16 protein-coding genes and 1 pseudogene are annotated in these 22852 nt (G+C 66.2%); 8 read left to right on the forward strand and 9 right to left on the reverse strand.

The genetic code is table 11. The annotated features are described in order from the left end of the window. Window positions 1-137: 137 nt before the first annotated feature. The gene (locus tag ACVIW0_RS03295; protein WP_461351025.1) at window positions 138-1997 is read right to left on the reverse strand and encodes a cisplatin damage response ATP-dependent DNA ligase; all 1860 of its coding nucleotides are present in this window, start codon (window positions 1995-1997) and stop codon (window positions 138-140) included. Next, window positions 1994-3052 carry a ligase-associated DNA damage response exonuclease gene (locus ACVIW0_RS03300; RefSeq protein WP_461357232.1) on the reverse strand — a complete coding sequence of 353 codons (1059 nt, stop codon included), beginning with the start codon at window positions 3050-3052 and terminating at the stop codon, window positions 1994-1996. Before ACVIW0_RS03300 ends, ACVIW0_RS03295 begins: the two co-directional genes overlap by 4 nt. Window positions 3053-3195: 143 nt before the next feature. Here ACVIW0_RS03300 and ACVIW0_RS03305 point away from each other — a divergent pair, with 143 nt between their 5' ends. From ACVIW0_RS03305 to pdeM, 4 genes are all read left to right on the forward strand, one after another. Then, the gene (locus ACVIW0_RS03305; RefSeq protein WP_461351026.1) at window positions 3196-4122 is read left to right on the forward strand and encodes a methyltransferase domain-containing protein; all 927 of its coding nucleotides are present in this window, start codon (window positions 3196-3198) and stop codon (window positions 4120-4122) included. Window positions 4123-4288: 166 nt separating this feature from the next. After that, a complete protein-coding gene (locus ACVIW0_RS03310) occupies window positions 4289-5515 on the forward strand; it encodes an ABC transporter substrate-binding protein (RefSeq protein WP_461351027.1) in 1227 nt (408 codons plus the stop codon). Window positions 5516-5742: 227 nt separating this feature from the next. Continuing rightward, the gene (locus ACVIW0_RS03315; protein WP_461351028.1) at window positions 5743-8547 is read left to right on the forward strand and encodes a ligase-associated DNA damage response DEXH box helicase; all 2805 of its coding nucleotides are present in this window, start codon (window positions 5743-5745) and stop codon (window positions 8545-8547) included. Window positions 8548-8609: 62 nt separating this feature from the next. Next, entirely contained in the window at window positions 8610-9281 is a 672-nt protein-coding gene (pdeM, locus tag ACVIW0_RS03320) for a ligase-associated DNA damage response endonuclease PdeM (RefSeq protein WP_461351029.1), read from the forward strand. 121 nt (window positions 9282-9402) lie between these two features. On the opposite strand, the gene ACVIW0_RS03325 is transcribed toward pdeM, so the two are convergent. Continuing rightward, window positions 9403-10266: a LysR family transcriptional regulator gene (locus ACVIW0_RS03325; RefSeq protein WP_461357233.1), complete on the reverse strand. Its 864-nt coding sequence runs from the start codon at window positions 10264-10266 to the stop codon at window positions 9403-9405. A gap of 96 nt (window positions 10267-10362) precedes the next feature. Here ACVIW0_RS03325 and ACVIW0_RS03330 point away from each other — a divergent pair, with 96 nt between their 5' ends. Further along, on the forward strand, window positions 10363-11307 hold the full coding sequence (locus ACVIW0_RS03330; RefSeq protein ID WP_461351030.1) for a DMT family transporter: 945 nt from the start codon (window positions 10363-10365) through the stop codon (window positions 11305-11307). Window positions 11308-11371: 64 nt separating this feature from the next. Beyond that, window positions 11372-12703 carry an NRAMP family divalent metal transporter gene (locus ACVIW0_RS03335; protein WP_461351031.1) on the forward strand — a complete coding sequence of 444 codons (1332 nt, stop codon included), beginning with the start codon at window positions 11372-11374 and terminating at the stop codon, window positions 12701-12703. Window positions 12704-12803: 100 nt separating this feature from the next. On the opposite strand, the gene ACVIW0_RS03340 is transcribed toward ACVIW0_RS03335, so the two are convergent. After that, the gene (locus tag ACVIW0_RS03340) at window positions 12804-13286 is read right to left on the reverse strand and encodes an Lrp/AsnC family transcriptional regulator (RefSeq protein ID WP_461351032.1); all 483 of its coding nucleotides are present in this window, start codon (window positions 13284-13286) and stop codon (window positions 12804-12806) included. A gap of 141 nt (window positions 13287-13427) precedes the next feature. Between ACVIW0_RS03340 and ACVIW0_RS03345 the strand changes: the two genes are divergently transcribed. Further along, window positions 13428-14732, forward strand: a complete 1305-nt coding sequence (locus ACVIW0_RS03345) for an aspartate aminotransferase family protein (protein WP_461351033.1) — start codon at window positions 13428-13430, stop codon at window positions 14730-14732. 83 nt (window positions 14733-14815) lie between these two features. On the opposite strand, the gene ACVIW0_RS03350 is transcribed toward ACVIW0_RS03345, so the two are convergent. From ACVIW0_RS03350 to ACVIW0_RS03370, 5 genes and pseudogenes are all read right to left on the reverse strand, one after another. Continuing rightward, entirely contained in the window at window positions 14816-15598 is a 783-nt protein-coding gene (locus tag ACVIW0_RS03350) for a TIGR02186 family protein (RefSeq protein WP_461351034.1), read from the reverse strand. Next, window positions 15595-16524: a sulfite exporter TauE/SafE family protein gene (locus ACVIW0_RS03355; protein ID WP_461351035.1), complete on the reverse strand. Its 930-nt coding sequence runs from the start codon at window positions 16522-16524 to the stop codon at window positions 15595-15597. The genes ACVIW0_RS03350 and ACVIW0_RS03355 overlap by 4 nt, the downstream gene beginning before the upstream one ends. Before the next feature lie 267 nt (window positions 16525-16791). After that, complete coding sequence (locus tag ACVIW0_RS03360) at window positions 16792-17625, reverse strand: COG3904 family protein (protein WP_461351036.1); 834 nt, start codon at window positions 17623-17625, stop codon at window positions 16792-16794. A gap of 208 nt (window positions 17626-17833) precedes the next feature. Continuing rightward, window positions 17834-21356, reverse strand: a pseudogene (locus ACVIW0_RS03365) (tetratricopeptide repeat protein). A gap of 268 nt (window positions 21357-21624) precedes the next feature. Further along, window positions 21625-22212 (reverse strand): PadR family transcriptional regulator, encoded by a 588-nt coding sequence (locus ACVIW0_RS03370; protein ID WP_461351037.1) that lies wholly within the window; start codon window positions 22210-22212, stop codon window positions 21625-21627. Between the two features lie 160 nt (window positions 22213-22372). Here ACVIW0_RS03370 and ACVIW0_RS03375 point away from each other — a divergent pair, with 160 nt between their 5' ends. After that, window positions 22373-22780, forward strand: a complete 408-nt coding sequence (locus tag ACVIW0_RS03375) for a nuclear transport factor 2 family protein (protein ID WP_461351038.1) — start codon at window positions 22373-22375, stop codon at window positions 22778-22780. Window positions 22781-22852: the final 72 nt, after the last annotated feature.

Here is a 22852-nt window from a genome sequence, read left to right on the forward strand (position 1 = left end):
CGTCAAAACAAAACCTAGAACTCGGTTCTGATTCCATCAGAACCGAGTTCTGGCGGAATCGCCCGCATTATAGGTCACGGCGGTGCACATGGGAAACCCGCGGGGCGCGATCAATGGCCGCCATGCGGCTTGCGGGTTTAACTTCCTGTCATGGAGATTAACATCCGTTCAAGTGTCTCCAGCCGGTCGGCCTCGCGCGGCGGTTTGTCCCAGCGCAGCCGGCTGATGCGGGGAAACCGCATCGCGACGCCGGATTTATGACGCGGCGAGCGCTGCAAGCCCTCGAAGGCGACCTCCAGCACCAGCCCCTGATCCGGCTCGTGCACGACATGTCGCACCGGGCCGAATTTCTCGGTGGTATTGCGGCGGACGAAGCGGTCGATCTGCAACAGCTCCTCGTCGGTGAAACCGAAATAGGCCTTGCCGACCGGCACCAGCTCGTCGCCGGCCTCACCACGGGTCCAGACCCCGAACGTGTAGTCGGAATAATAGGACGAGCGCTTGCCGTGGCCGCGCTGGGCATACATCAGCACCGCATCGATGATGTGAGGATCGCGCTTCCATTTCCACCACGGGCCCTTCGGCCGTCCCGGCAGATAGGGCGCATCGCGCCGCTTCAGCATCACGCCTTCGACCGCGTCGGCATCGTCGCCGGCGCCTGCGCTCTTGGGATCGGCACGGGCCGCGGCCAGCTCTTCCCAGCTCGCGAACGGGACGGTCGGCGACAGGTCGATGCGCGGATCGCTGAGCTTGGCGACGAAGGCTTCGAGATGCGCGCGGCGTTCGGTGAAGGGCAGCTCGCGCAGATCGTTCTCGTCGTCGCCGAGCAAATCGTAGGCGCGCAGGTGGATCGGGAATTCCTTGATCAGTTTCGGCGAGACGACCTTGCGGTTCAATCGCTGCTGCAAGACGTTGAAGGTCTGTACGCGGCCGTCGCGCAGCACCAGCAATTCGCCGTCGATCGCGCCGGGCAGATGCAGCGACGGCACGAGGTCGGGGAAGCTGCCGGTGATATCCTCGCCGGTGCGCGAATAGAGCCGGGCCTGGATGTGGCCGCGCGCGTCGCGGCCGGCGACAGCCTGCACGCGGATGCCGTCCCATTTCCACTCCGCGCTGAAATCGGCAGCGTCGAGATTGGCAAAGTCCGCATCCTCGATCGCGTGCGCCAGCATCACCGGGCGGAATGGCGCAGGATCCCGGTTGACCGGCTTGTCGCCGCGGCCTTCGAGCCAGGCGAACAGGTCGAGATAGGGCGGCGACAGGCCCGGCCACATCAGCTCGATCTCGTGTGCGTCCTTGTCGCCCAGCGCCGCTGCCGCCGTCTTCGCGAGCCGCGCCGAGATCCCGATCCGCATCGCGCCGGTGACGAGCTTCAACAGCGCCCAGCGTCCGGTCTCGTCGAGCTCGTCCAGCCAGCGCGCCAACTGCGCCGGCAGCTCGGCCTTGCCAAGCGTGCGCAGCGTGGTGACGACGTCGGTCAGCGTCGGGGGCGGCGGGTTGTTGTGCGTGCGGGGAGTTTCGCTGCGATCTCGCCCGCGGTACCCCTCTCCCTCACCCTCCCCCGCAAGGGGGGAGGGAACCCGTCCACCGGTGCGTCCCTTACTCGCGTCAGTCAACTCAACATCGCTGTGAGGTGACCACGCCGGTTGGGCTCCCTCCCCCCTTGCGGGGGAGGGTTGGGGAGAGGGGTGGCCCGGGAAAGATTCGTTGTGATCTGCACCAGTCGCCTTCGGCCACATCAGCGCGACGGTCTCGGAGAGATCGCCGACATAGTCATAGGCGTAACCGAACAGCACCGGGTCGGCGCGCTCGGTGATCAGATCGCGGATCAAGCCGGGCTTGGCGTGCTTGAATGACAGCGCGCCGGTCAGTGCCGCCAGCGCATAGCCGCGGTCGGGGTCCTCGGTCTCGCGGAAATAGCTAACCAGCAGCTTGATCTTGTTGTTGCGGCCGGGCTCGTAGGCGAGGCGGTCGAGCAATTCGGCAAAGCGGTTCATGTGTCCGCCTCGCCATCGGACTGAACCTCGCCGGTGATCGCGGCGGTCTCGCCCTCGTCTTCGTCGCCATAGCCGACCAGATCGAGCGGCCGCGCGGCAAGGCCCTTGCTCCTGCACCAATGCACCAGCGCGTCTTCCTGGCCGTGGGTAACCCAGATCTCGCCGGCACCGGTGGCGGCGATCGTCGCCGTCAGCCCATCCCAATCGGCATGATCCGAGATCACCAGCGGCAGCTCGATGCCTCCCTGCCTTGCCCGCGCGCGCACGCGCATCCAGCCCGAGGCGAAGGCGGTGACCGGATCTGGGAAGCGCCGGGTCCAGACATCCGATGTCGCGCTCGGCGGCGCCAGCGTGATGGTGCCGGCAAGCTCGGCCTTCTTCACACCGCGCACCGGCCGGAGCTCGCCGAGTGGAATGCCGCGCTCCTGATAGTAATAGGTGATCTTCTCCATCGCGCCGTGCAGGTAGATCGGCGCGTCGTAACCGGCCTCGCGCAGCAGCGCGATCACGCGCTGCGCCTTGCCGAGCGAGTAAGCGCCGACCAGATGCGCGCGCTCCGGAAACAGCTTTGCGGACGCCAGCAGCTTGTTCACTTCGGCGGCGGCATCGCCATGGCGGAACACCGGCAATCCAAACGTCGCCTCCGTGATGAAGACGTCGCAGGGCACCAGCTCGAACGGGGCGCAGGTCGGGTCGCGCGCATCCTTGTAGTCGCCGGAGGAAACGATGCGCCTGTCCTTGCAGGTGACCGAGATCTGCGCGGAGCCGAGCACATGACCGGCGGGATGAAACGTCACCGTGACGTCGCCGAGCCTGATCTCCTCGCCATAAGTCACAGCCTGCGTCGATCCGGCGAAATTCTCGCCGTAGCGCAGCCGCATCATGTCGAGGGTTTCCTGGGTCGCGAGCACGGCGCCGTGGCCGGGGCGCGCATGGTCGGAATGACCATGCGTGATCAGGGCCCGCTCGACCGGCCTGACAGGATCGATATGGAAGCCGCCGGGCTTGCAGCAAAGCCCGGCCGGGACGGGCATCAGGATGTCTTGCGGGCGCATGCCGCACATATAGGCATTGATTCCGCGATATCTAATCGTGATGCGCGGGCTTGACTGGCGCATCCATCTCCGGAAAAAGTCCGTGCTTTGATGGATGGCCATTCGGCCAGGATTCCCAAAACAAGATTGGTTCCTAAGAGAGAATGGCTCCCCGCCTGTTTCTATCCTCCGGCGATCTCGTTGCCGACCGCCGCTACGAGTTCGCGCGCGACCTGCAATTGAAGGGCGACCTGCCGGCTGCCGCCGAGCTGCTCGAGCAGGCGATCGAGCTGGTGCCGCAATTTACCTCGGCCTGGTACATGCTGGCCAAGATCCGCCTCGAGCTCGGGCAGCGCGAGGCCGCGATCGCAGCCTTCCGCGCCGCGCGCGACGCCGATCCCGAGGACCGTCATGGCGCCGGCCTGCATCTGATGCAGCTCGGCGTCGAGGCCGTCGGTGCGATGCCGCCGGGCTATGTGCAGACGCTGTTCGATCAATATGCGCCGCGCTTCGAGGCCGCGCTGGTCGGCGATCTCGGCTATCGCGGCCCGGCGTTGCTGTTCAAGGCGGTGCTGTCGGTGCGCGCGGGCGCCAAGAAGCCGGCCTTCTTCAAGCGCGCGATCGATCTCGGCTGCGGCACCGGATTGGCGGCCGGCGCATTCGCTGGGCATGTCGACCGCTTCATCGGCATCGACCTGTCGCCGCGCATGATCGACAGAGCGCGCGCCACCGCCCTCTATGCCGAGCTCGAGGCTGGCGACATGCTGCAGGGCATTTCGACCAAACCCGATGCCAGCGCCGAACTGATCCTCGCCGCCGATGCGATGGTCTATGTCGCCGATCTCGCGCCTGTTCTCGCCGAGGCCGCGCGCGTGCTGGTGCCAGGCGGCGTGCTGGCCTTTACGACGGAGACCCATGACGGCGAGGGCGTCATCCTCGGCGATGGGCTGCGCTACGCGCACAGCGAGGCCTATGTGCGCGCGACCGTTGCGGCCGCCGGCCTGACGCTGGCCCTGCTCGACGATCTCTCGGCGCGCAATGAGGACAACATTCCCGCGCCCGGCCTTGTCGCGGTGGCCGTCAAGGCGTGATGCCCTCCAGGGGAGGATAAGAAAGCGGTCCGATACATCTCACCCTCAAACTTGAGTCTACACGCTGCGGATTTGCCGTGACGCGGCATTGCGCCGCAAAGCCGTGACTTCGCACTTGCCCGGCGCTGAGCGGAGTGCGAGAGCTTTCGTTTCAGGGAGAGACGCAATGAAAAAACATACTCGGCGCGAGTTCGGCGCCACCGCATTGTCTGTCATCGCAGCATCCGTGCTGCCGGCGCCGTTCGTTTGGGCCGCGGACAAGAAGTACGATCCGGGTGCGAGCGATACCGAGATCAAGCTCGGCCAGACCGTGCCACACTCCGGCCCGGGCTCGCTCTATGGCGTGCTCGGCCGCGTCGGCGAAGCCTATTTCCAGATGCTGAACGACAAGGGCGGCATCAACGGCCGCAAGGTGAAGTTCCTCACCATGGACGATGCCTACAGCGCGCCGAAATGCGTCGAGGCGACGCGCCGGCTGGTCGAGCAGGAGGAGGTACTGGCGCTCTACGGCTCGCTCGGCACCGCGCCGCAGACCGCCGTGCACAAATATCTCAATTCCAAGGGCGTTCCCCAGCTGCTGCTGAACACCGGCGCCTCGAAGTGGAACGATCCGAAGAACTTCAAATGGACCATGGCGGGCCTGCCGCTGTATCCGACAGAAGCGCGCATCCTGGCCAAGCACGTCGTCAGCGTGAAGCCGAGCGCCAGGATCGGCATCCTCTACCAGAACGATGATTTCGGACGCGACTTCCTGGGGCCGTTCAAGAAGGTGCTGGCCGACGCCGGCGGCAAGGCACAGGTGATCATGGAGCAGACCTACGATCTCACCGATCCGACGGTCGATTCCCAGCTCATCAATCTCTCGAAGTCGGGCGCCGACGTGTTTTACAACATCACGACAGGCAAGGCGACGTCGCAGTCGATCCGCAAGGTGGCCGAGCTCGGCTGGAAGCCGCTGCAGCTATTGTCGGCAGGCTCGACCGGCCGCTCGATCCTGAGCGCCGCGGGCCTCGAGAACGCCAAGGACATCGTCGCGATCCGCTACAACAAGGAAGTCGGCGTGCCGCGCTATGAGAAGGATCCGGACGTGATGGCGTTCGAGGAGCTGCGCAAGAAATATCTGCCGAACATCGATCCCGACAACACCATCGCCTTCGCCGGTTACGGCCAGGCGGCGACGATAGGCGAAATCCTGCGCCGCTGCGGCGACGATCTGACCCGCGCCAACGTGCTGAAGAACGCCACCACGCTGGCCGGTTTCCACTCGCCCTATTTCCTCGACGGCATCAAGTACAGCTATACGCCCGATGACTACACGCCGATGAAGACGCTGTACGTCTCGATCTTCAACGGCAAGGACTGGGACCTCTCCGGCGAGCCGATGACGGAGTAGGGCGGGCGCCACTCTTGTCCGTCGTTACTGGGTAGTCATTCCGGGGCGATGCGAAGCATCGAACCCGGAATCTCGAGATTCCGGTCTGGTGCTTGCGCACCATCCCGGAATGACGGCGGGCGGGCGGCTCTGCCAGCGAGCAGCAGCGCAGGCCGCTCGCCCCTGCCACCTGCCGCCATTTCCGTCTGCCCTCGACGAAACCGCCTGAACCGCCTACCTCTTGGAGCGTGTCGACGCTCGATCTCTTTTCCGTCCCGCCGTCGGAAACGGCCGATCTCTTGCCGCGCCGGTTTCGCGACTGGTTCGCCTCACGCGGCTGGTCGCCGCGCGAGCACCAACTCGCGCTGCTGGCCAAAGCGCGCGAGGAGCGTTCCGCGCTGCTGATCGCGCCCACAGGTGCGGGCAAGACGCTGGCGGGGTTCTTGCCGACGCTGGTGGAGTTGAGCGGGGACGGCGGAGAGAGAGACGGAAAGCTCGTGACACGCACTCGATCGCCACCTCCCCCCTTGCGGGGGAGGTCGACGCCCTCTGACGCGCAATTGCGCGTCGGGGAGCGGCGGGAGAGGGGTACGCCGCTTGCTCCGAACGATACGTCCTACCCCTCTCCCCAACCTCGAGAGCGAGCTTTGCTCGCCTCGAACCCCGCAAGGGGGGAGGGAGCCTTGGCAGCTAGCGCTGCGGAACCAAGAAGGAATCTCGTTTCCACCGGCCGCAGCGTTCGCCGCTCCAGCGGGCTGCACACGCTTTACATCTCGCCGCTGAAGGCGCTCGCGGTCGATATCGCGCGTAACCTGGAGACGCCGGTTGCGGAGATGAGCTTGCCGATCCGGATCGAGACCCGCACCGGCGACACGCCGGTGTCGCGGCGGCAGCGGCAGCGGCGCTATCCGCCGGACATCCTGCTCACCACACCGGAGCAGCTGGCGCTCCTGCTCGCTTCCGACGATGCGCCGTTTTTGTTCTCGTCGCTGAAGCGCATTGTGCTCGACGAGCTGCATGCGCTGGTCACCTCCAAGCGCGGTGATCTGCTCTCGCTCGGTCTCGCACGGCTTTGGACCATCGCGCCGCAGGCGCGCGCCATCGGCCTCTCGGCAACAGTCGCCGAACCCGAACAGCTCGCGCGCTTCCTGGTGCCGCAGCCGGGCGGCGAGAACGCTTCCGCCGACGTCGTCACCGCCGGCGGCGCCGCACCGCCGGTGGTGGAGATGCTCGACACGCGGGAGCGGCTGCCGTGGTCCGGCCACGGCGCGCGCCACGCGCTGCCCGAGGTCTATGAGCTGATCAAGCGCAACAAGACCACGCTGGTGTTCGTCAATACCCGCAGCCAGGCCGAGATGCTGTTCCAGGATCTCTGGCGGATGAACGACGACGGGCTCGCGATCGCGCTGCATCACGGCTCGCTCGACGTCGCGCAGCGCCGCAAGGTCGAGGACGCGATGGCCGCGGGAAAACTGCGCGGCGTGGTCTGCACCTCCTCGCTCGACCTCGGCGTCGACTGGGGTGATGTCGACCTCGTCATCAATATCGGCGCGCCCAAGGGATCGTCGCGGCTGATGCAGCGGATCGGTCGCGCCAACCACCGCTTCGACGAGGCCTCGCGCGCCGTGCTGGTGCCGGCCAACCGCTTCGAGGTGCTGGAATGCGCTGTCGCGATCGATGCCATCGCCGAAAATGCGCAGGACACGCCGCCGCTGCGCACCGGCGCGCTCGACGTGCTGGCCCAGCACGTGCTCGGTTGCGCCTGCGGCAAGCCGTTCCTCTCGGACGAACTCTATGATGAGGTGAGGACTGCGGCGCCTTATGCAGCGCTGTCGCGCACCGATTTCGACGATGTCGTCGATTTCGTCGCGACCGGCGGCTACGCGCTGAAGACCTATGAGCGTTTTGCGCGCATCAAGCAGGACAAGCAGGGCCGCTGGCGTGTCACCAATCCCAAGGTGCGGCAGAGCTACCGCCTCAACGTCGGCACCATCGTCGAGGAGACCATGCTGAAGGTGCGGCTGGTGCGCTCGCGTGCCGGCGGCCAAGGGAAAAGCGGCGGATCGACCGGGGCGATCGCCCGCGGCGGCCGCATGCTCGGCGAGATCGAGGAGGTGTTCATCGAGGGTCTCGTACCCGGTGACACCTTCGTGTTCGGCGGTGAGGTGGTGCGCTACGAGGCCCTGGTTGAAGACCAGGTCTATGTCTCCCGCGCCAATGACAAGGATGCGAAAGTGCCGTCCTATATGGGCGGCAAGTTCCCGCTGTCGACGTATCTCGCCGAGCGTGTCCGCAAATTGCTCGACAACAGCCGGGCCTGGGACGCGCTGCCGGACCAGGTCCACGACTGGCTGTCATTGCAGCGAAAATTCTCCCGGGTGCCGGCGGTGCATGAGCTGCTGGTCGAAACCTTCCCGCGCGGCGGCAGCCATTACCTGGTCTGCTATCCGTTCGAGGGCCGCCTCGCACACCAGACGCTCGGCATGCTCCTGACGCGCCGGCTGGAGCGCGCCCGCGCCCGTCCGCTCGGCTTCGTCGCCAATGAATATGCGCTCGCGGTCTGGGGCGTCGGCGATCTTTCCTTCATGATCCGGCACGGCAAACTCGATCTCAACGCGCTGTTCGATCCCGATATGCTCGGCGACGACCTCGAAGCATGGCTCGCGGAATCCGCGCTGATGAAGCGCACCTTCCGAAACTGCGCCATCATCTCGGGCCTGATCGCGCGTCGCTTCACCGACGAGGAGAAGTCGCGCCGACAGGTGCTGTTCTCGACCGATTTGATCTACGACGTGCTGCGCAAGCACCAGGCCGACCACGTGCTGCTGCGCGCCGCGCGTGGCGATGCCGCCACGGGATTGCTCGATCTCCGCCGCCTCGGCGACATGCTGTCGCGCATCCACGGCCGAATCACCCACAAGGATCTCGACCACGTTTCTCCGCTTGCCGTCCCCGCGCTGCTGGAAATCGGCCGCGAGTCAGTTTATGGCGAAGCATCCGACGAGCTTCTGGCCGAGGCGGCCGAGGAACTCGTGCGGGAGGCGACGACGTAACGTTGATATTCTGGGGGACGGACGTGACGGCAAGCGCGCTAGCTTTGCGAGACGGTGACGATATGCGCGTTGCGAGGGTCACGGTGGCGGATATCGACTTCGTGGCGGATTGCTCCGGCGCGCTGTTCTGGGAAGCGCAGAGCCTGCTCGTGGTCTCCGACCTGCATCTGGAAAAAGGTTCGAGCTTCGCTGCCCGCGGCGTGCTGCTGCCGCCCTACGATACGGTCGCGACGCTGAGCCGGCTTGCCGCTGTGATCGCGCGGCACGATCCGCGGCAGGTGATCGCGCTCGGCGACAGCTTTCATGATCGCGATGCGCATGCGCGCCTGTCGGAGCCGGATCGCGCGGTGCTCGCGGCACTCCAGATGCGGCGGAACTGGATCTGGATCGCGGGCAATCACGATCCGGCGTTGCCGTCCAGTCTCGGCGGCGTGGTCGCAACCGAGGTCGCGATCGGTCCGATCGTGTTCCGCCATGAGCCGACCGGTGCGAGCGGCGAGATCGCCGGCCATCTGCACCCCAAGGCGCGGGTGCCGACCCGCGGCCGCTCGATCGAGCGGCGGTGTTTTGCGAGCGACGGCGAGCGTGCGGTGATGCCGGCGTTTGGCGCCTACACCGGCGGCCTGAGCATCCGCGACGCGGCATTCGCGCGGATCTTCGGATCGTCCGGCTTCGTCGCCCATGTGCTCGGCGACAACCGCGTGCATGCTTTCGTGGCGTCGCGGTGTTATTGACACTCTGCGTCATTCCGGGGCGTGCGAAGCACGAACCCGGAATCCATCCGTCCCCGGATGATGCGGCAAGATGGATTCCGGGTTCTCGCTTCGCGAGCCCCGGAATGACGAAGAGGTATTCCTATGCCGCCTTCGCCTGCACGGTCTCGCAATACTCCGCGAGCCGATCCGCCAGCCGCAAGGTCGCGGGGCGGGCTTCGGGGGCGGCGACGAGGGCGACCTCGGTTCGCTCGATCGGCGCAAAGCCGTCCTTCGCCGTCAGCACGCGGTGCTCGGCCTGGATCGACATTTCTGACAGAATGCTGAGGCCGAGGCCCGCGGCGACCGCGGCCTGGATGCCGGCGAGGCTGGATGACGTATAGGCCATGTGCCAGTTGCGCCCCGCGCTCTCCAGCGCATGGATGGCGTGGGCGCGATAGAGGCAGCCCGAGCCGAAGCCGATCAATGGCACCGAGCCGGTCGTCGTGTCGCGCGGATGGCTCTTGCTCGTCACCCAATGCACGCGTTCCGGCCACACCGCGATGCCACCTCTCTCGCTGGCCGCGCGCTTGATCAGCGCGAGGTCGAGATCGCCGCGCTCAAGATCGCGGTACAAATACAGGCTCTGGCCGGAGCGCACGTCGAGCCGCAAATTCGGATGGCTGCGCGAGAAGGTCGCGAGCAATCGGGTCAACCGGTAGGCTGCAAAATCCTCGGTGATGCCGATCCGGATCGCGCCTTCGCTGCCGGGGCGCGACACCACATCACGCGCCTCCTCGGCAAGCGCCAGCAGCCGCCGCGCATAGGTCAGCAGCTGATCGCCGGCCTCTGTCGGGGTGACATCCTTGCCGCTGCGGATCAACAGCGGCTGGCCGACATCCTCCTCCAGGCGCTTGATCTGCTGGCTGACCGTCGATTGCGTGCGGTGAACGCGCTCGCCGGCGCGGGTGAAGCCGCCGGCATCGACCACCGAGACGAAACTGCGCAACAGCTCCAGGTCGAGCATCGCGGCCACCATTCATAAATCCACTGGATGTCAGTCTATCATTTAATTTCCAAATAGCAAGGCGGTGGCCTAGATCATGGGCCAAGGAGAAATTCCATGTCCGCCGCATCCTCAATTGCCGCCCCACGCGCCCGCTTCAACACCCTGCCGCTCTTGATCGCGCTGTTCTGCCTGCTCTGGAGCTACGCCTTCGTCGCCGGCAAGATCGGCGTCACCGATTGTCCGCCGCTGATCCTGCTCGCCGCGCGGTTCTCGCTCGCCGGCGTCCTGATCCTCGCGATCTCCTGGCTGCGCAGCGACAAATGGGATCTCAGCTGGCGCGACGCGGCGGTGTTCGCCGTGATCGGCGTCGCCAACAACGCGCTCTATCTCGGTCTCGGCTACACCGGCCTGAAGACCGTCTCGGCCGGGCTCGGCGCGCTGATCGTCTCGGCCAACCCGGTGTTCACCGCGATGCTGGCGGCACTGTTCCTCGGCGAGAGCATGACCTTGCGCAAGGTGGTCGGCCTCGTGCTCGGCATCGTCGGCGTCGCCTTCATCGTCTGGCATCGCTTGAAGGTCGGCACCGACAGCCCACACGGCATCCTGTTCACATTGGCCTCGCTCGCCTCGATCGTCGCCGGCACCATGCTGTTCAAGCTGCTGGCGCCGAAGGGCAGCCTGTGGATCGGCAATGGCATCCAGAACATCGCCGGCGGCCTCGCGGTGATGCCGTTCGCCTTCACGCTGTCCAGCGTCAGCGACATCGTGCCGAGCATGCGGCTCGCCGGCGCCTTCGCCTTCCTCGTGCTCGGCGGCTCGATCCTCGCTTATCTGCTCTGGTTCCATCTCCTGAAAGTGTGCGGCGCGACCGCCGCAAGCGCCTATCACTTCCTGATGCCGCCGCTCGGCATGCTGTTCGCCTACCTCGTGCTCGGCGAGCATGTCGAATTCCGCGACCTGCTCGGGATCGTTCCGGTCGCGCTCGGCATCTATCTGGTGACCCGCCCCGCCGCGGCTGTCGCCAGCGCCTCCTTCAAGCCGGGGTCGGCACGGCCATAGAGGCCCGGGTTGCGTCACAGGAACCAGGCGGTATCCGGCTCGTTGTCAGACGCTGGAACTGGACATGACGCGGCAAGGGACGATCTCGCACCACGACCAAGATGACGATGCGCCGGCGGCAAAGCCTCGGCGCCAACCGTTCAGCTTCAGCCGTATCATCAAGGCGCTCGGCCCCGGCCTGATCACCGGGGCCTCCGACGACGATCCCTCGGGCATCGGCACCTACAGCCAGGCCGGCGCGCAGCTCGGCTACGGCATCGGCTGGACCATGCTGCTGACCTTCCCGCTGATGAGCGCGATCCAGGAGATTTCGGCGCGGGTCGGCCGCGTCACCGGGCACGGCATTGCGGGCAATGTCTGCAGGCACTATCCCGGCTGGCTCCTCGCTGTCGTGGTGACGCTGCTGTTCATCGCCAACACCGTCAACATCGCCGCCGACCTGTCGGCGATGGCCGACGCGACCAGGCTGCTGATCGGAGGTCCTGCGATCGTCTATGTCGTGCTGTTCGGCGTGACCTCGGTGGCAGCACAAATCTTCATGAATTACCGACGCTACGTCGCTGTGCTGAAATGGCTGACGCTCAGCCTGTTCGCCTATGTCGCGGCGCTCGCCTTTGCCAAGGTGTCGTGGACAGAGGTGCTGGCAGGCGTGCTCCTGCCGCGCGTCACTTGGAGCGCGGACTATTTCACGACCATCGTCGCGATCCTCGGCACCACGATCTCGCCCTATCTGTTTTTCTGGCAGGCTTCGCAGGAGGCCGAGGAGCAGCGGGTCGATCCCAACAAGCATCCGCTGATCAAGCGGCACTACGGCGCGCAGCGCGAATTCTCGCGCATCCGCGCCGACACCATCACGGGCATGGCATTTTCCAACCTGATCGCGCTGTCGATCATCGTCACTGCCGCGGCCACGCTGCATGCGGCCGGCAAGACCGACATCCAGACCTCGGCGCAGGCCGCCGAGGCGTTGCGCCCGATCGCAGGACCGTTTGCCGAAATGATCTTCGCGCTCGGCATCGTCGGCACCGGCCTGCTGGCGATCCCGGTGCTTGCGGGTGCCACGGCCTACGCCGTCAGCGAGGGACGTCGATGGCCGGTCGGACTGGCGCGCAAGCCGAAGGAGGCGATCGCATTCTATTCGGTGCTGGCGCTGTCGGGCGGCATCGGCATCGCGCTCAACTTCACGCCGATCGATCCGATCTCGGCGCTGTACTGGAGCGCGGTCGTCAACGGCGTGCTCGCAGTGCCGGTAATGGTGCTGCTGATGTTCATGTCCCGCCACAAGGAGGTGATGGGCCGCTTCGTGATCGGCGCGTGGCTCTACTGGCTGGGCTGGCTCTCGACCGGCGCGATGGCGCTCAGCGTGATCGCGATGGTGATCGGATTCCTTCTCTAATCTTGCCTGCAGGATGCGTGGAGCGCGGCGATACCCATCGGTTTCGTGGCGACGATGTTGGGTATAGCCTCCGCTCCACCCAACCTACAAGCTCTTGCGGTCAGAACAGCGAGCTATCGATCTTGGTGGTCGATTTGACCTTTCGCAGGATGATGGTGGTGCGATAGCTCGCGATATCGCTGTCCGGATGCATCAGGCGGTCGAGGATGAAGGATTGATAGCGCGCGAGGTCGGACGACACGACGCGGAGCGAATAATCCCAATCGCCGGCGATCATGCAGCATTCGACGACCTCCGGAAGGCCGGTCACCTTCTTCTCGAAGCGTTCGAAGGAGTCCCGGTTCTGTTGCTTGAGGCGGACTTCGACGATCACGTCGAACCCCAGTCCAAGGCGTGCGGGGTCCACCAGCGCCACATAGGAGTCGATGACGCCGGCCTCCTCCAGCGTCCGGACCCGCCTCAGGCATGGGGCGGACGAGAGGCCGATCCGGTCGGCCAGCTCGAGATTGGTGATCCGTCCCTCGACCTGCAGCACATCGAGGATTTTCCGGTCCAGCTCGTCGATCGCGATCGTGGTTCCCATTTCTTTCGCACTTTCCGCCTTTTGCGCAATTTATTGCAGAAGATCGGATGAAATGCATTTCAAATCGCAATGTCATTGCCCCGATGAAGGCATAAGATGCCCTGCAAAGTCCACGACCGCGGTGACGGGCAGGGAGTTGGCATGAGCGGAAATGACGACAAAGTCTTTTGGGATCGTGCGCGGCGTCACCTCATTCGCTATGGCGGGACGTTCGCGCCCGTCATCATCGAGCGCGCCTCCGGGTCCTTCGTCTATGATGCCGACGGCCGCGCCATCCTGGATTTCACGTCGGGCCAGATGAGCGCCGTGCTCGGTCACGGCCATCCGGAGATCGTCCGGACCATCAGCGCGCATGCCGAGCAGCTCGACCATCTGTTCAGCGGCATGCTGACGCGCCCGGTGGTCGCGCTGGCCGAGAAGCTCGCGGACCTGCTGCCGCCGGGGCTTGATCGCGTCATGCTGCTGAGCACGGGCGCTGAGTCGAACGAGGCGGCCATCAAGATGGCCAAGCTCTTCGCCGGCGGTTTCGAGACCGTCGCGTTCGCGCAGTCCTGGCACGGCATGACATCGGGCGCGGCGGGGGCGACCTACTCGGCCGGCCGCAAGGGCTATGGTCCTGCGCCGGTCGGCTCGCTCGCGATCCCGGTGCCCAATCCCTATCGCCCGCGCTTCGGCCAGGCGGCCGACTGGCGCGCTGAACTCGCCTACGCGTTCGATCTGGTCGATCGCCAATCGACCGGCTCGCTCGCCTGCATGATCGCCGAGCCGATCCTGAGTTCCGGCGGGCTGATCGATCTGCCCGAGGGCTACCTTGCTGCGCTGAAGGAGCTGTGCCGCGCGCGCGGCATGCTGCTGATTATCGATGAGGCGCAGACGGGGCTTGGCAGAACCGGCGCCATGTTCGCGTTCGAGCGCGATGGTGTCGTGCCGGATATCCTGACCCTGTCGAAGACGCTCGGCGCCGGCCTGCCTCTGGCCGCGGTCATCACGTCAGCCGGGGTCGAGGAGCGCTGTCACGAACGCGGCTTCCTGTTCTACACCACCCATGTGTCGGACCCGATGCCGGCCGCCGTCGGGCTGAAGGTCATCGAGATCATCCTGCGCGACCGATTGGTCGCGCGCGCCGGGATCGCGGGCGCGCGGCTGAGGAACGGGCTGCTCGCGCTTCAGAACCGGTTCGAATGCATCGGCGACGTCCGCGGCAGGGGACTGATGCAGGGCATCGAGATCGTGCGCGACCGCTTCAGCAAAGAACCTGACGAAGCGCTCGGGACGCGTGTGTCGCAGCGCTGCATGGAGCTCGGACTGACCACCAACATCGTGCAGTTGCCCGGCATGGGCAGCGTATTCCGCATCGCCCCGCCGCTGACGATCAGCGATGACGAGATCGATCTCGGCCTCTCGATCCTGAGCGACGCGTTCGAAAGCGCGTTGCGTGGATCGTAGGATGGGTGGAGCGCAGCGATACCCATCATGCCACCAGGCTCCGGATGTTGGGTATCGCTTCGCTCGACCTGCGCTTCTAATCTTTAGTCTTTCCTGAACACGATCGAGGCCATCCAGCCGGTCATCAGCGCCATGAACGCGGTGACGAGGCCGTAGACCAGGCCGTTCTGCCGCGCAGTGGTGGCGACGAACTGCTCGAAGCCGATCTTGACGATTTCGAACGCGCTCTCGGTCTTGGTCACCAGCGCGCCGTCGGAGAACAGCTTGATCTCGACGTTGTAGGTGCCGATCGGCACCTCGGCCGGCAGCGGAATGCCGGTGCGGAACAGGGTCGGCGTCAGGAACGTCACCGCCGAGGTCGCCTCGCTGTACAGCCCGTGCTCGGAGCGCAGCCGGACGAAAGCGCTGCGGAACGGGTCGTTCGGCACCACGTCAGCGTAATCAGGCCCGACTCGCTGCATCAGCAACACGTTGTTGAGCCCGATCTGCTGCCGCCGCTGCACCTCCGGCGATGCGATCTGGTCGAACGGGCGATTGGAGAACAGCGCGAGATAGCCGGGGACTTGCAGGAACTGCCGCGAGTCGGTGTTGATCCAGATCCCGAATCTGCGCTCCTTGCGCCTAGTCACCATGTTGGCGCGCGGGCCCGACACGGTGACGACGAGATCGTAATTGCTGCGATTGGGCGGCGTCTTGTCGTCCTTCTCGACCGAACCGAACAGCACGAGCTCGCCGCCGGAATAGTTCGGCGTCACCGTGACGCGGTGGTTGGAGACCGACACGATCAGCCGCTCGGCATGAGCGGGCGCCGCCGCCACGGTGGCGATGATGAGGCCGATGATCGCAAGCGGCGCGCAGAGCCTCATGGCGGGGCTCCGCCGGTTTCGCGGATGCTGTAGAGATCCTGCGGCCGGATCACCAGCTCGACGGCAAAGCGGATGCCGACCGCAAGCACCAGGAGGCCGAGCAGCAGGCGCAGGTGCTCGCCGCGGATCTTCTGGCCGGCGCGGGCGCCGAACTGCGCGCCGGTGACGCCGCCGATCATCAGGATCAGCGCCAGCACGGCGTCGACCAGATGGTTGGTCACGGCGTGCAGCAGGGTGGCGAACACCATGGTGACGAGGGTGAGCACCATCGAGGTGCCGATCACGGTCGAGGTCGGCACCCGCAGCACGTAGATCATCAGCGGCACCAGGATGAAGCCGCCGCCGATGCCCATGACCGCGCCGATGAAGCCGATCGCAAGCCCGACCACGACCACCGGAATGACCGAGAGGTAGATCTTGGAGCGCTTGAAGCGCAGCTTCAACGGCAGGCCGTGGATCCAGCGATGGCTGCCCGGCTTGCGCAGCGCGACCGGGCGACCGCCGCGGGCGCGCAGCATCGCGCGCAGCCCTTCCCAGAACATCAGCCCGCCGACCGTGGTCAGCAGGATGACGTAGGATAGCGCGATCATCAGGTCGAGCTGGCCGAGTGAGCGCAGGAAGGTGAAAGTCCAGACCCCGAGCGCGGTGCCGATCGTGCCGCCGACCAGCAGCACCGTGGCCAGCAGCGGGTCGATCGCGCGCCGGCGCCAATACGAGATCGCGCCGGAGAACGAGGAGGCCGCGATATGGCTGGCGACGGAAGCCACCGCGACCGCGGGCGCGATGCCGACGAAGATCAAAAGCGGCGTCATCAGGAAGCCGCCGCCGATCCCGAACATGCCGGAGACGAAGCCAACTGCCGCGCCCATCGCCAGGATGAGGAAGACATTAACCGGAATGTCGGCGATCGGGAGGTAGAGCTGCACGCGCGTCGCTTCTTGTCGGGTCGCCGCATGCTGGGGCGCAAGGCCGCATCACGGCGTGATGTCGTTCGGGTCGGGCATTTCTCCGGCTGAACGAATCCGGTCGGCGCGCAAGACGCAGGCGAACGCGGGTCGATTGCCGCGTTCTTGCATAACCGATATCGGCGGGAGGAGGGACTAAAGATTCCGTCGCGGACGGCATTTTTCGCCGCAGGCTGCCGTTCTCCTGCGCACGTGGTTGATAATTTAGATTAATGCCGCGGCGTTGGCTCAGGGCCGGTCGACCGGCTTGGTGATCAGGTTGAGGGCGAGCGCTTCCTTCGGGCTCAGCCAGCGGATATCCGAGGTCTGCGACATCGCCTCGACGATGGCAGACGAGACGCCCATCTTGGTCATGTAGCCCAGCACCATGCCCTGGATGCGCTGCGCCTCGGCGAGCGGATCGCTGACCGGCGCGCTGGTCGTGAAGCGATGCACGCCGAGCCGCGAGCCCGCGATGCCATAGCGGGTCACACCGCCGGCATAGACCAGAACGCAGGCGCTGGCGCAGGCGGCGGGGCGGAGCTTGCCTGCGACGTCTGATGTGGCCACCGCGGTGACGAGCCCGTGTGAGCGGATCACCTCGCCCATGATGGCGGCCTGGTTGAGCGCGCCGCCCTGCGACGACAGCAGCACGACATCGCCTGGTGCGAGCCGCGCCTCGCTGAGCCGGTCGCGGAGCCAGCTCGCGCTGGCCGAGCCGATCTTGCCGCTGATCGCCAGCGCGCGCCGGCCGCGGCCCGATCCGTCGATATCGACATCGGGAATCGCGGCCGAGGTCATGCTCGCCGCGACATAGGTCTCGCGCCAGAAGTCCCAGGCGCCCGGCTGCGACAGGTCGCGATAGGCCTGGATGGCGATACTCGACAGCAGCAGCACGAAGATGATGATGGACAGGAACGAGAACCGGAAGCTGCCGCGCGGCGATGCCACGTTCCCTTGCGGTGGCGGAGTGCTGGGACGCGCCGCAAACGGCGACGGGGTCTGGCGCCGCGGGGCGACGCGGGGACCGGTCGGCGACGAACGGTGACCCGTTCCATCCTCCTGACGATCGTCGACAGACAAGCCTGACCCTCCGGAACGCGTGCGCAATCGGCGCGGGACTGCGCGCCTGTCTACACGGCGGAAGGGCGGACGGACAAGACAGCGGCGCCGTCAAGGCGCCGCAACTCTTGTTGTCCTAAAGCATGATCCGGAAAAGTGCGAAGCGGTTTTCCGAAGAGATCATGCTCGAACAAAGGGCTAAAGCGCGATAACTAAATCTTATCGCGCTTTAGTGGGCGGGAGCGGCCAGCGCCGCGGTTCGCTTCGACAGTTGCTTGACCGGCTTCGCCGCCGCGGGCTGTGCGGCGGCGCCGTCCCAGCCACCGGCCGGGGCCGGCACGTTGACCGCATCGCTCGGTTGCGGCTCGGGGGTAAAGGTCTGGATCGCAAGCTTCGCGGCGGCCAGCGACTGCGGGTCGAGCCGCTTGGCGATATCGTCGCGCTTGTGGCCGGCGTCGGCGTCGCCCTGCGCGGCGGCGAGGCTGAACCATTTGAAGGACTCGGCGAGGTTTTGTTCGACGCCGATGCCGCGCGCATAGAGGATGCCGAGATTGACCTGGCTGTCGGCGACGCCGCGATCGGCCGCCTTGCGGAACCACTGCGCGGCGCTCTTGTAGTCCGCTCCCTTGCCGCCGCCATCGGCGTCGAGCACGGCCAGGTTATGCATCGCCTTGGCGTTGCCGCGCTCGGCCGCCTGCACGTAAAAGCGCCGCGCCACGTCGAAGTCGCGCTTCACGCTGAGGCCCTTCTCGTAGAACGTACCGAGCCGGAACATCGCCGGCACCACGCCGGCCTGCGCCGCGCGGCCATACCATTTGGCGGCTTCGTCGACATTGGCGGGAACACCCTTGCCCTCGGCAAAGCGGACGCCGACCTCATAGGCCGCGGCCGCATCGCCCTTGATCGCGGCGGTGCGCAGCGCCGGGCCGCCGATCGCGTCGGGCAGCTTCTCGCCGGCCGGAATCTGGATCGTGGCGAGTTTGCCGCCGAGCGGCGGCGCGGTCGGAATCGTGCCGGTGATGTCGCTGCTGGCGGCGACCGGTGGCGCCGCGGGCTCAGGCGCTGCCGCGGGTGCTGGCGCCTGAGGGATCGTCACCTGCGCGCTGTCGAGCGTGTTCGGCGCCGCCGTGTTGTTGGACTGGCGGCCGAGCGGGGTCGGCGAAGTCATGGACGGCCCGGGCGTGCCGGACGGCATAGCCGGAGCGGGGGCGGGCGCGATCGAGTTCTCGGCAGGCGGTTGCACGGACGGTGCGGCCGGCTCGCTGTGCTCGATCGCCGGTGCCTGTGGTGCGGAGCTGGTATCGAGCAGGTTCATCGCCATCTTGGCGGTCGAGAGCAGGATCACGACCACGCTTGCGCCGACCAGCAGCGAGCGGATCTTGGAGGTGATGGTCGAAGGCTGTGCTTCCGGCGCGCCAGCCGCCGAAGCGCCGGCCTTGGCGGCAGCAGCTTTCGCGGCCTTGTCGGCCTTGTCCTTGGCCTTGGCCGCGGCCTTGTTCGCTGCGCGCGCCGCCTTCTCGTTGACAGGTTGCGCGGCGGCGGCCTGCGCGGCGCGGCGCGCCGCAGCGATGAAGCTCGAGGTCGAGACCGGCTCTTTCTTGCCGGCGGGAAGATCAGAGATCGCGCGCTCGGAATCCGCAATCCGCTCCGACGGCGACGACGCGCGGCCCGAGGGGCGCGTGCCTGGCTCGAGCGGATGATCCGGCGGCAGTTCCGGCGCGATCGCGGCGCGTGCGGACGCCGCATGCGGTTCGAGGATCTCGCTGATCGCGCGCGGCGGCAGCGGCGGGGGGGCGGTCTCGACCGGCTGCGCGGCATGGAATTCGCGCGGCGCGGACATGAAATGCTCCTGCGCCAGCGCAGGATTGGGCAGTTCGGGCCGGTACGATTCTGGCTGGTACGATTCGGGTCTGGGCTGCGGCGTCGCCGCGCGGGGCGTCTCCGTCCGCGGCGCTTCGATCCGCGGTTCGGCATAGGCAGGGGCGGGCGGCGCCGGCGGCGCGGTGCGCACCGTGCGCAGATCGTTCTCGATCATCGCCAGCCGATCGACGACATGGCCGAGCGTGTTGTGAACGGTCTCCAGCGAATCCTGGGTGCGGCGATCGGTCTCCGACTGGCTGAAGCGGATGTCGGACAGCTCGCGCTTCACCAGATCGACGATGCCCGTGTCCATCATCGGCTGCGGTGAGGAGGTGCTGACGTTGCTGCGGGCGGCGTCGGCGAGCGAGGCGATGTGGGCGTGCTGCGCCTCGAGGTGCCGCATGATATCATGCAGCCCCTCCTCGACCCGTCCGAGATTGCCGGAGCGCTGGTCGGCGGATTCGAGCCGTTCGAGTAGATAGGAGACGCGCTGCTCGAGATGGGTGAAGGCGGATGAGCTGTCGTTGCCGACCTGCAAGCGGTCGATCCGCTCCGACAGGGTGCGCATCGCGCTTTCGATCGCGTCGGTATTGTCGTGGCCCACCGGCCGCTCGCGGCTTTCCAGCGACGAGGCCAGCGCGGCAATGCGCTGCTCGATCCCGGCGAAAGCATCGTCGCGCGACTCGGCGCGCGACATTTGCGACAGCTGGTCGACCTTGGTCGACAGCGCGTGCACGTCCCCGGAGAGCTGCAGCAGCGCGTCGTTGGAGGCGACATTGGAGACGATGGCGCGCAGCGCCGCGATCGCGCTCTCGAGCTGATGCACCGTCGACGGATCGTCATTGGCGCGCAGGATCATGTCGAGCTTGGCGCCGAGATTACGGATCGCCTCGTCGTAGCCGGTGAGCTGCTCGGCGGGCGTCAGGGTGCGCAGCGACTCGCGGATTTCCGACAGCGCGCGTTCGATGCCGGCGATTGCCTGGCCCTGGCCGTTGCGGCCGTCCTGGCGGAGCTCGTCGATCCGGTGATGCAGCGAGCGGATCTCGTTCTCGATCGATTCGATCGCCCGGCGTGGCATCGCCTCGGTGATGGCCTGGCGGATTTCCGCAAGCTCGCCGCGGAACGCCGCGATCGACTGCTCGACATGGTCGGGCCGCTGCAGCGCCTCGATCTGGCTCGTGATCTTGAGCAGATGACGCTCGAGCGAGGAGAAGTCCGGGCCGGTGGGTGCAGCCGGCGCCGCATGGGCGGCCATCGGCGACGCCGGTTGCTGCAACGGCGGCGCATTGCGCGGCGGCATCTGCCTTGATGGCGGGCCGTCGAGTTCGTTCTGGCGCGCGGCGATTTCCGCGATCGCGGAATCGAACGAGGCCGGGCTCAGCGGCGGCGAGGGGCGGTAGACCTGGGCTGCGGCGCGCTCGACCGCTTCGGCCTGGCGCAGCCTCTCCTCGAGCTGCCGCTCGGTGATCTGCGGCTCGCGCTGCATCTGCGGTTCACGCATCGGCTGCGGCTCGCGCGCCGGCTGCGGGCCGCGAGATCTGCGACAGCCGCGCATCAAGGCGCGAAATCGCGTCGTTCAGCTGCCGTGCGACGGCGGGCTGGCCGCGCGGCACCTCGGCGCGCACCGCTTCGGCGCGCGTCAGCGGCTTTGCAATCTGTTCGATCTGGCGGGTGATCGCGTCGAGCCGCTGATGGATATCGGCGACCTCGCGGCTTTCCCGGCTCGGCATCGGCTGCCGCTGCTCCATGCGCCAATCCGGTGGGCTCGGCTCGCCGACGGTGGAATTGAGCCAGTCGTTCAGCGACATCCCGGCACGGCGCGCAGCCGCCTCGGCCCTGTCGCGGACGGAGGGATCGATGCCGTCAACACTCCACGATACGCGCGAATTCATGATTCCGTCCGGTCCCGACTCCGGCGCCATACTCTGCGCCCGCAGCCTCCCCGCGCATTCCCGTTAAGAGACAATCGAATTCTGCGCTGGTCGTCTGCTTCAACTGCCGACTTTTTCCCGTCACGGTAAATAACGGGTTAAGGAATACGGCCGACGGGCCTTAAAGTTAGGGAATTGCGGAACCTGTTGCGCCGGATCAGGACAGGGCTATCGTTTTTCAGGCAAAGCGGAACCACCGCGTCCAACGTCAGCGGTACCGCGATTGTTTCTAGCCGTTGCCTTCGCGCTTGCCGTCGTCGAGCGGCAGCACATTGCCGCGGCCGGACATCGCCGACAGTGCGTCGAGCGCCTCTTCGCACCATTCCACCACCATGCGCTCATGGCGCATCCCGAGGCGCAGGCTGAGCATCTTGCCGACATCGGCCGGCGGCGCAGTGCCGTCGGGGAAGCGCTTGTTGAGCAGGCGCTCGTAGCGCTCATAGCGGTCGCGGTGATGTTCCAGCCGCGCCATCAGGTCGGTGCGCAGCGGCTCGATGTCGACGCAGTCGAGCGCATAGAGCCGGACCAGCAGATCGTCCTTGATCGAGGGCGGAACGCTCGGCCGCGCCGCCCAGTGCTTCAGCGCCGCGCGTCCCTCGGCCGTCAGCGTGTAGACTAGCTTGTTGGGCTTGCCGGATTGCACCACCTCGCGGCCCTGGACATGGCCCTTGTCGCGCAGCCGGGAGAGCTCGCGGTAGATCTGCTGATGGTCGGCCTTCCAGAAGAAGCCGATCGAGGCGTCGAACGTCTTGGCGAGCTCATAGCCCGTCATCGGACGTTCCGTCAGGCAGGCGAGGATTGCGTCACCGAGTGCCAACGCCCACCTCCATCTCAGTTCCCAAAACGGCCATTCCCGAGTTCGCTTGACTTTATGCGTTACTGTGCATATGCGTCAATATGCATATGGTGATCGGCGTGCCGCCTTGTCGGGTGCTGCCGACGTTCAGGCTTTCAACCCCGCCGCAGGAGACGTCCGAATGAGCAAGCCGGGCCTCGACAAGTGGTACGCCTACATGAAGTCCCACGACACGTCAGCTTTGTGGGATCTGCTGCATCCCGACGCGGTGTTCGAAAGTCCGGTCGTGCACACGCCGCAGCGTGGCCGCGACATCACCTTCAAATATCTCACCAGCGCCGCCAAAGTACTCGGCGGCCCGACCTTCAGATATCTCGGCGAGTGGCAGAGCGACGCCGGCGCGGTGCTCGAGTTCGAGAACGAGATCGATGGCATCAAGCTCAATGGCGTCGACATCATCACATTCGACGGGGACGGCCGGATCACGCATTTCAAGGTGATGGTGCGTCCGCTCAAGGCGATCAACCTGCTGCATCGGATGATGGGCGAAGAGTTGATGAAGCAGAGCGGCGCAACGTCGCAATCGTAAAGCATGATCCGGAAAAGCGCGAAGCGGTTTCCGAAAAGATCATGCTCAAACAAAGGGCTAAAGCGCGATGAC

Source organism: Bradyrhizobium sp. USDA 4454, from assembly GCF_054822705.1.